This window comes from Halarchaeum nitratireducens, assembly GCF_017874695.1.
GTDB classification, from domain to species: domain Archaea; phylum Halobacteriota; class Halobacteria; order Halobacteriales; family Halobacteriaceae; genus Halarchaeum; species Halarchaeum nitratireducens.
In genome coordinates this window covers 22,612-31,289 of record NZ_JAGIKY010000021.1, presented here as the reverse complement: position 1 = coordinate 31,289, position 8,678 = coordinate 22,612, and the positions used below count along the sequence as shown (strand labels likewise).

Genomic DNA, 8,678 nt, shown 5'->3' with positions numbered 1-8,678 from the left:
GTTCACAGTTTCGGAGGATAGCCCAGTTTCAGATCGAATTAACATCACTTCGTGGTTCTTCTCACCGACCAGTCCTGATTTGGATCCTTACCGATCGCATCTACTGGGCGGACGTGCGAAATTGCGTAGATTCTGCCGCTCCTGATTAGGGTTGTCACTCCCAAACGGCGGACTCAGGGGGATCAGCCGGTTAGTCGTGTGGAATCAACGACGAGGCAACGAGCTCAACACACTCACCCGCAGTAATCACAGGTGCGTAGTCCATCTCACCTCCCACACTCGCTTTCAGCAGGAAGTCGGTGAGCCGCCAGATATTGTACAAGAGGACCGCGAAAACGAAGTAGAACAAACGAATGCGGTAGTCTTTCGAGGAGGTCTTCGCGAGAAAATCACCTTTGATCGATTTGTACTCACTCTCGATCTGCCACCGGCGGCTGTAGCGCTGACAGAATGTCTCGGCTTCCTCAGGACCGACTCGTAGATTCGTCGCGAAGACGGCCGTTCCCTCCCCACTCGTCGACGGCACGTACAGGAGCCGCATTGGATGCGATCCAGATTCTACATGGATAGAAGCCGACTCAACAGCCACCTCTTGGTCGTCTCCCTCCATTTGTTCGAGCACATCCCGTTCGGAGCTTGAGACTCGCTTCGGAATGAGGTAGTTCACATCGAGGTTTGAGAGTGTCTGGAACACTTGTATCGAGTCAAACTCTCGATCACACAGCACCGTCTCGATCGGAACTTGTTCTTTCGCTCGTCGAACGAGCCGTCGCACAGTACGATGGATCTGATTCGACGGGTTCTCATCCCACTCGGAACTCTCACGGACCGGCTCAACCGCCAGAACGAGCGGGATGTTCTGCCCGATGATCGAGAGGGTTGCGAATTTGAATGCTCGACCGTCTCTGTCCTTGGTCCCGCTGACCATCGGCATTCCTTCGACCTCTCCGTAATAGGGAATAGTCGTGATATCGATTGCAGCGGTGACCGGCCTTCGAAAGGATGCTTCCGAGGCGATCACGGAGAGCAAGCGATCCGTTGTCTCGTTGAATCCGTTCACGAGTTCTTCGGGATCGAACTGCTTGACGGCGCGGAGGTGGGTATCACCATGGGGGCTGTACTCTTCGCCATGGCGATATTGGAAGCGAGTCGCTCCCTGCGCAGTTCCACAGTGGACCATCCCCATGAACGTCTGTAGCTCAAAGAATTGTGTGTCCTCGTACGAGGCGTTCGACGCCCGACCAGAGTCGAAGTGACCGAAGGCGTGATCACGCGCGAGGCGCGTTGTCTGGATGATCTCCTTCTGTGAGAAGGATTTGTCTTCTACTGGATCTGCGGCTTCTTGCTCATCGTCGACGATCTCTGCCTTAGGCCGCACCTCCGGCGCTGAGATGTCGCGATCGTGGACTTCCTTGATGACGTAGTGGGCGGCTGTGGTGACGAACTCCCGGGTCGCCTCGTCGAACCGGTTACGCCAGGTCCGCGAGAGCACCGATTCGTCGGGGATTTTCTCCAAGTCGAAGACAACTGCGAGTTCGGGATACTGGGCGAGCGAACGGTAGCTTTCGCCAGTGAGTTCGCGGTAGAGTAACAAGCGTACCATCCCCTCGAACGAGTGCGGTGCTGGATGCCACTCTGGGTAGCCGTCATTGAGCGAATCGAACGGCCCCTCCAGAGTTCGAAGAGCCGTGCAGAGGGACTGATCGGCTTTGAGTGCCTCTGTGAGTGTCAACCCGACAAGGTAGGCGTCGGTCAATCGGTGCTCCTGAGAAGTCATGTGAGCTATCCCATCAGCCAGTCACACAAGCGGCGCGATCCCATCCTCTTTGCGCAGGAACCGCTGCTGTTGAATCGGTCAGCACAAACAAGTACTCTGTAAGTCTCGCAGCTACGCTTCGTTCACTCATAGCTAACACCTTCATTGATGATGACTCAATCATCCTGCTCGACGTTGAGGGTGAGAAACTGGTCGGGAGATTCTGGAATCAACTATGCTGAGATAACTCGTGTGAGGACAACCAGCTTCTCAAGAAGAGGCGCGGCGTGAGTGGGAAAACTGGCATCTATAGCCCGTTAAATCGGTTTACAGAGTGCCATCTATCCAAACTGCACCGATTTTCTGATTCCGAATACCAACCGTATGCAATCGAAAAACCCCTCCTAAAGCGATCAGGCAGAGTTTCAGTCTGCAGTTTGGGTGCTAGTGGATGGTGTCACTCCTGGAAGCTCGGGGATGGATAGATCCACCCGGCGGAGCAGTTGCGCGTTGATGGCGACGATTACTGTACTCAACGACATCAGAAGCGCACCCACAGCGGGAGACAGCAGAATCCCGATCGGTGCCAACACGCCTGCTGCGAGCGGAATCGCGAACACGTTGTAGCCGGCGGCCCAGACGATGTTCTCCTGCATCTTCCGGTAGCTCGCCTTACTGAGTTTCACGAGTCGCACTACATCCATCGGGTTGTTCTGCACGAGAATGACATCCGCCGACTGGACGGCGACGTCGGTGCCGCTCCCGATGGCGATCCCGACGTCGGCTCGCGTCAGCGCCGGCGCATCGTTTACACCGTCACCAACCATCCCCACGAGCTTCCCCTGGTCTTGGAGTTCCTGGACTTTCTCGTCTTTGTCTTCGGGGAGGACCTCGGCGAACACCGTGTCGATGCCCAGTTCGTCAGCGACAGCGTTGGCGACGTCCTGGGAGTCGCCAGTCAGCATCGCCACTTCGATTCCCAGATCGTGGAGGGCGTCGACGACGCGGAAACTCTCTTCACGGATTACGTCGGCCATCGCGAACGCGGCGATCAACTCACTGTCACGAACGAGATACACCACCGTTTGAGCGTTCTGTCCCGCCTCGTCAGCGAAGCGCTGGAGATGGGCGGGGATCTCGCTATCGAGCTGGGTCAACAGGTTCGGCCCACCGACGTACACCTCGTTTCCATCGACGTTTGCGCGAACCCCTCGCCCTTTGATCGCCTCGAAGGCGGTCGCGTCGGGAGTAGTTAGGTCTCGCTCGTCGGCGGCCTCGCGAATCGCTCGCGCGATCATGTGTTCGGAGTCACTCTCGACGGCTGCCGCCAGCCCGAGCGCGTCGTCCTCGTCGACGCCGTTGACGGTCGCCATATCCACGACGCCGTGTTCGCCCTCGGTAAGCGTCCCTGTCTTGTCGAAGATGATCGCGTCCAGATTCCGTGCGTCTTCCATCGCGATGCGGTCGCGAACGAGCATCCCGTTGCGAGCGGCGAGCGACGTGTTGATCGCGACGACCAGCGGAATGGCGAGCCCGAGGGCGTGCGGGCAGGCGATGACGAGCACCGTCACGACTCGCTCGATGACGGTCGCGTCGAACGAGACCGCGACGGTCCACGCAATCGCCGTCACGACTGCCGCCCCGAGCGCGACGTAGAACAGCCAGCCTGCCGCCCGGTCGGCCAGTACCTGCGTCTTGGACTTGCTCTGCTGGGCTTCCTCGACGAGACGCATGATGCCCGCCAGCGTCGTCTCCTCGCCCGTCGCGCCAACACGGACGCGGAGACTACCATCGCCGTTGATGGTGCCGCCGATGACCTCGTCGCCAGGCTCCTTCGAGACGGGCTTGGACTCGCCAGTGATCATCGACTCGTTGACGTCCGAATCACCTTCCTCGACGGTGCCGTCAGCAGGGACACTTGCGCCCGGCCGGACGAGCACGAGATCGCCTTCCGAGAGCTCCCTGACGGGAACCTCCTCGGTTTCTCCGTCGTCGGTAATACGCTCGGCGGTGTCTGGCATCAGTTTCGCCAGTTCGTCGACCGCGCTGGAGGCCCGCCGGACCGACCGCATCTCGATCCAGTGGCCCAGCAGCATGATGTCGATCAGCGTGACGAGTTCCCAGAAAAACGCAGACTGCGTCGGGAAGACCACGCTCGCGAGACTGTAGACGAACGCGACGGTGATCGCCATCGAGATCAACGTCATCATCCCCGGCGACCGGTCTTTCAGCTCCGGCACCGCCATCTGGAGGAACGGCATCCCACCGTACGCGAAGACGATGACCGCGAAGACGGGGTTGATCCACTCGCTGCCCGGGAACGCGGGGACGGAGAACCCGAGCCACTCCTGCAGCATTTCGCTGTATAGCAGGACTGGGATCGACAGGAGCGTCGAGACGAAGAAGCGCCGGCGGAACATCTGCTCGTGGCCCTCGTGCATCCCGCCATGCCCCTCACCGTGGCCCTCATGGGAACCGTGGTCGTGTCCTTCGCCCTCGTGTCCAGCGTGCTCGTGCTGCTCGTCGAGCACCGTCTCACTCTCCGCAGCAGGGTGTGCCTCTTCTTCCAGTAGCTCCTGTTCTACCCGCTGCTCGTCCGACTCGGCGTCCGATTCATCCTGCTCGCCGTGTTCGTGCTGGTGACTGCTGTCGTCCTGCTGGTGTTCCCCTCCAGGGGGATTCTCATTTGTATCTTTGTGGTCGTCCATAGCCCATATTCTCTGTAGAGGTGGATCCGCTGGCCCCCTGAATCTTCCCCACTGAAACTGTACAGCAGGACCAGCGTAGCGAAGCTTCAAAGACAACGGTTGGCCGTTGTCTCGGAGTGGTCCGCGCGATTCTCAGGCGTAAGCGGTGTACCCGGCGTCTTCGACGGCCTCCACGAGAGCTGTGACATTTGCCTCACCATCGACGCTCGCCTGTTCGCTCTCCCTGTCGACGGTCACGTCAGTCACGCCGGATACCTCTTCGAGGGCCTCTTCGACCGTCTGCTCACAGTGACCGCACGTCATGCCTTCCACGATGATCGTCGTCGTCATACAGGGATACACACGGCCTCCTCTCTTTAGCGGATTTCCCCTTCGATCATACTGATATCGTGGGGCTCAAACTTTAGATTCAAAGTGATACCTGCGGCCGTAACGAACTAGACATCGGATGCGCCAGGTGTCAATAGCGAGGTGGCTCAAGTATCGTTGTGACGCTCTCTGTACGTCTTCGCCGCTAAAAAGACATAGAGTGCGCCGATAGCCCGAATGCCCAAGCGGAATCGCTCGTTCCATTCTATCGACTCTGGACGCTCGTACAGGAACGCGGTGGCAAATCTCTGATACAGGTCGGGAAATAAGAGGACTATCGCACCGAACACGCCGGTAAGATTCATCAGCAATGCGTATGCTCGCCCGTTAAAGAGTGAAAGCGCAGCTATCAGAACACCCTCCGACCGGACTGCTGGACGTATCCACCCTCTCACTGTTCCCTCGTCTGGATTCGAAATGGCGAGTTTCTCGAAGCGCTCTTCTGTAGGAGATTGTTGATACTGCTGAGCTGTCGCTGTGGAGTCGAAGAGGACAAGGACACCGCGTCAGCGGTGTCCGACACGAATGATTCCGCTGGATGTGTTTGGGTCGGAATCGGTCGCAGCGGACCTGCTCCAACAGGTTCGCTGGCGTGACGGCGTTTCCTGTCCTCGCTGCCGTTCTGACCGAACGGTCAGAAACGGCAGCTACGGGCACTTTCAGCGGTATCTCTGTAAGGATTGCGACCGCACGTTCAACGATAAGACCGGCACGATCTTCGCTCACTCGAAGATCGCACTCCGTAAGTGGCTGTTTTCGATCTACGCGTTTTTGCGGTTTAACACGAGTCTCAGGCAGTTACAATGCGAAATCGAGGTCACCTACAAAACGATTCACAGGCGTGTCGAGCGCTTCACTGAAGCGCTCGACGCGCCGTCACTCGATCTCCGCGGCCCGGTTGAAATTGACGAGTTCTACGTCTCTGCCGGCTTGAAAGGCCGCGAGCGCGACCGCTGGTCGCGCTCTCGCGGCCTCTCTCGACGCGGACGCGGAACGTATGATCAAGACAAACCGCCCGTGTTCGTCCTCGTGGATCGTGGCACCGAGCAACGGTACGTTGTGCCGGCGAAATCCGCAGACGAATCGACGATCCGGCTCCTGCTGGCTGACCGCCAGCAGGAGCCTCTCACCGTCTATACCGACGGATTTTGCGCGTACGATCCGCTTGATGAAGATGAGCAATTCAACCGCGAATACGTCGTTCACGGAGACGGTGAGTACGCCGACGAGACGGTCCACGTGAACACCTGCGAGAGCCACGCGTCGCTGGCGCGACGGTGGCTCTCGCCACATCGAGGCATCTCAAAAGATCGCCTCACACAGTATCTCCGAGCGTTCCAACTCAGACGAGAACTCTACCGCAAACCCGGACGAAAAGCGCTCAAACACGCCGTCAAAGAAACTCTCTGAAATCAACAATGTGCTACACAAGAGCGTCTCGAAGAGCTCGACGATTTCGTCCGGGAACAGCGCTGAGATAGCGCCGAGGACACCGACGAGTGTTCGAATCATACGATATGGTACGACCGATATGGATATAACTCCCACTGCGACGCTACACTATCGAGAACGAGGGGAGTCCGAACAGTAGCGGCTTCGAACCGGGCACGACGCGCAGAGGCCGCTTGTCGAATGGGCGTCCTGAATCCTTATGGATTCGGGGCATACAGGGCGTAGAGGATAGACAGCATCCCGGCTGCGGTGACGAGTGCTGCGACGAATCCTGCTTCGAAGATCGACACCTGGAGGAGTTCGAAGAGGACGCCTTCAAGGAGGCCGCCAAGCCCGACCAATGCGAAGCCGGCGGCGACGTACAGGAGTAACTGCGTGTGATGTCGTTGGTACCCGCGATAGGCCTGATATGCGATGACCAGTGCTAACGCGGTCGTGAACAGTTTGCCGATGACGAATAGCGTGTGGTCCATGATTCAGTCTCCCCGCATTTCCTCGAAGATGGTCGTAATCCGGTCGGCGGGGTCAGGCTGGATGTCGATGTTGACGTCGAAGCCCTCCGCCTGCAGGAGGATTTCGATGCGTTCGAGGCGCGCCTCATACTCGCTGTAGTGCCGTCCCCCGGGGTCGACGTGCGTATACTCCTCGAGGAGGCCCTGCTCGACGAGGCGGGTGACACGGCGCGAGACGGTCGGGCGTGACATGTCACATTCCTCGCTGAGCTCCTTCGCAGACAGGCGGTCGGTCTTCGTCGCCACGAGGATGTCGCGGGCGTACTCGTCGTCGAGTGTCGCGAAGATTTCCGACGGGTCGGCCTCCTCAGTCACACGTCTCTACTCGCGACAGGAGCGTAATATAGCCCGCCGATTTTCTGACCCAGAACGCCGGCTCGCCGTTATATCGTCTCTGCCTCCGTACTGATAGTTGAAGGTGCAATAACTATGTCCACACTCGACTCCGGCATGAATCAGCTCGAGAGCAGAGTCGGCGGTCTGACCGTCGGCGGGAAAGTTCACAGTCTCAGTGCGTGGTTCGTGCTCGCGCTCCGTCTCATGATGGGCTACGCGTTCGCGTACTCCGGGTTCACGAAGATCACCGGCGAGTTCGCCGCGGGCGGTTACCTCACGAACGTCGCGGCGACGAACGGCAACCCGCTCGCGGGGATGTTCGCGTGGATGGGGAGTACGCCGTGGTTCGTCGAGTTCGCGAACGTGGCCGTCCCGTGGGGCGAGCTGTTCATCGGCCTCGGCCTGCTCGTCGGCGCGTTCGTCCGCCTCGCGGCGTTCTTCGGCGCGCTCATGATGCTCATGTTCTACTTCGGGAACTGGGACATGAGCCACGGGTTCATCAACGGGGACTTCGCGTACATGCTCGTGTTCCTCGCGGTCGCCGCGTTCGCCGCGGGCCGCATCCTGGGCCTCGACCAGTACATCGAGAACTACGACGTCGGTGGCGAGACGCTCGTTGAGCGCTACCCCGCCCTCGAATACATCCTCGGCTAACCACGCCGAACTCTCTTCAGGAGTACAATAATGCAAAATCCAATTCAAGCACGCGGGATTCGTTCTCTGGGACTCATCGTCATCGGAGCACTGACGCTAGCCGTCATCATTGGAATGACTCTGACGCACGCTGCTGTTCCAGATACAGTGATGTGGGACTGGCATGACGGGATGTGGAATGATGGTCACATGGCCGGGTGGGGAATATGGAGCTGGGGGATGATGTTGATCGGTTTGCTGTGGATGGCACTTCTGATCGCCCTTCCCGTCTACATCGTCTACTGGCTGACAACGCGGTCGCCATCGGACGGCCCCACCGAGGATAGCGCACTCGCTGTCCTCCAGGAACGGTACGCTCGCGGCGAAATCGACGACGAGGAGTTCGAACGCCGGCGCGCCCGACTCACGCCTGACGGCGGCCGTTACTGACTGTTCTTCCCCTATTCGTCGACTTCCGTCTTCACGACGGTCGCTGGGCGGGTCGTCAATCGAAGGACGCGGTCGGTCACGCTTCCGAGCAAGGCCCGGTATTCTTCCGGCCGGTGTTTCGTTCCAAGTACAAGTAGATCCATATCTTCGGCATCAGCATACCGTACAATCGTCTCAGCCGGTCGGCCGTGCTCAATTGCTTTGACAACATTGACACCGACCTCCTTCGCTTTATATTGGATGTCTGCGATTGTTTCCGTTCCAAGTTCTTCGAGGCCATGTTCTGGGCCTTCGGCTTCATCAACGTACTCGTCACCGCTGTATGCTGTTACGACGTCCTCATCGACTACATACAGAACATGAAGATCGGCATTATGGGCCTCTGCTAGCGCGATAGCATGGGATTCAGCTTCCTCAGAAGCAACTGTCCCGTCAGTCGAGAGCAAAACCGTATCGTACATT

General features: G+C 58.6%; 9 protein-coding genes. 3 read left to right on the top strand and 6 right to left on the bottom strand.

Annotated features, from left to right (window positions below):
- Nucleotides 1-190 precede the first annotated feature (190 nt).
- The 3 genes from J2754_RS15460 to J2754_RS15450 all read right to left on the bottom strand — a co-directional run bounded on the left by J2754_RS15460 (nucleotide 191) and on the right by J2754_RS15450 (nucleotide 4,794).
- Nucleotides 191-1,777, bottom strand: a complete 1,587-nt coding sequence (locus J2754_RS15460; protein ID WP_188870785.1) for a transposase — start codon at nucleotides 1,775-1,777, stop codon at nucleotides 191-193.
- Between the two features lie 404 nt (nucleotides 1,778-2,181).
- Nucleotides 2,182-4,464: a copper-translocating P-type ATPase gene (locus J2754_RS15455; RefSeq protein ID WP_095638026.1), complete on the bottom strand. Its 2,283-nt coding sequence runs from the start codon at nucleotides 4,462-4,464 to the stop codon at nucleotides 2,182-2,184.
- A gap of 132 nt (nucleotides 4,465-4,596) precedes the next feature.
- The gene (locus J2754_RS15450) at nucleotides 4,597-4,794 is read right to left on the bottom strand and encodes a heavy-metal-associated domain-containing protein (protein ID WP_004594582.1); all 198 of its coding nucleotides are present in this window, start codon (nucleotides 4,792-4,794) and stop codon (nucleotides 4,597-4,599) included.
- 564 nt (nucleotides 4,795-5,358) lie between these two features.
- Between J2754_RS15450 and J2754_RS15445 the strand changes: the two genes are divergently transcribed.
- Nucleotides 5,359-6,243 (top strand): IS1595 family transposase, encoded by an 885-nt coding sequence (locus J2754_RS15445; protein WP_211087949.1) that lies wholly within the window; start codon nucleotides 5,359-5,361, stop codon nucleotides 6,241-6,243.
- Nucleotides 6,244-6,482: 239 nt separating this feature from the next.
- Here J2754_RS15445 and J2754_RS15440 read toward each other — a convergent pair whose 3' ends face one another.
- A complete protein-coding gene (locus J2754_RS15440; protein WP_004594584.1) occupies nucleotides 6,483-6,758 on the bottom strand; it encodes a DUF7521 family protein in 276 nt (91 codons plus the stop codon).
- 3 nt (nucleotides 6,759-6,761) lie between these two features.
- Nucleotides 6,762-7,112: an ArsR/SmtB family transcription factor gene (locus J2754_RS15435; RefSeq protein ID WP_092817278.1), complete on the bottom strand. Its 351-nt coding sequence runs from the start codon at nucleotides 7,110-7,112 to the stop codon at nucleotides 6,762-6,764.
- Nucleotides 7,113-7,226: 114 nt separating this feature from the next.
- Between J2754_RS15435 and J2754_RS15430 the strand changes: the two genes are divergently transcribed.
- Complete coding sequence (locus tag J2754_RS15430; RefSeq protein WP_092817279.1) at nucleotides 7,227-7,787, top strand: DoxX family protein; 561 nt, start codon at nucleotides 7,227-7,229, stop codon at nucleotides 7,785-7,787.
- 114 nt (nucleotides 7,788-7,901) lie between these two features.
- The gene (locus J2754_RS15425) at nucleotides 7,902-8,216 is read left to right on the top strand and encodes an SHOCT domain-containing protein (RefSeq protein ID WP_156586790.1); all 315 of its coding nucleotides are present in this window, start codon (nucleotides 7,902-7,904) and stop codon (nucleotides 8,214-8,216) included.
- An 11-nt stretch (nucleotides 8,217-8,227) separates the two neighbouring features.
- On the opposite strand, the gene J2754_RS15420 is transcribed toward J2754_RS15425, so the two are convergent.
- A complete protein-coding gene (locus tag J2754_RS15420; protein WP_092817280.1) occupies nucleotides 8,228-8,677 on the bottom strand; it encodes a universal stress protein in 450 nt (149 codons plus the stop codon).
- Nucleotide 8,678 lies beyond the last annotated feature (1 nt).

Coding starts and splice junctions, on each gene's coding strand:
- J2754_RS15450 (WP_004594582.1), bottom strand. CDS start 4,794: ATGACGACGACGATCATCGTGGAAGGCATGACGTGCGGTCACTGTGAG.
- J2754_RS15440 (WP_004594584.1), bottom strand. CDS start 6,758: ATGGACCACACGCTATTCGTCATCGGCAAACTGTTCACGACCGCGTTA.
- J2754_RS15455 (WP_095638026.1), bottom strand. CDS start 4,464: ATGGACGACCACAAAGATACAAATGAGAATCCCCCTGGAGGGGAACAC.
- J2754_RS15425 (WP_156586790.1), top strand. CDS start 7,902: ATGACTCTGACGCACGCTGCTGTTCCAGATACAGTGATGTGGGACTGG.
- J2754_RS15445 (WP_211087949.1), top strand. CDS start 5,359: ATGATTCCGCTGGATGTGTTTGGGTCGGAATCGGTCGCAGCGGACCTG.
- J2754_RS15420 (WP_092817280.1), bottom strand. CDS start 8,677: ATGTACGATACGGTTTTGCTCTCGACTGACGGGACAGTTGCTTCTGAG.
- J2754_RS15460 (WP_188870785.1), bottom strand. CDS start 1,777: ATGACTTCTCAGGAGCACCGATTGACCGACGCCTACCTTGTCGGGTTG.
- J2754_RS15430 (WP_092817279.1), top strand. CDS start 7,227: ATGTCCACACTCGACTCCGGCATGAATCAGCTCGAGAGCAGAGTCGGC.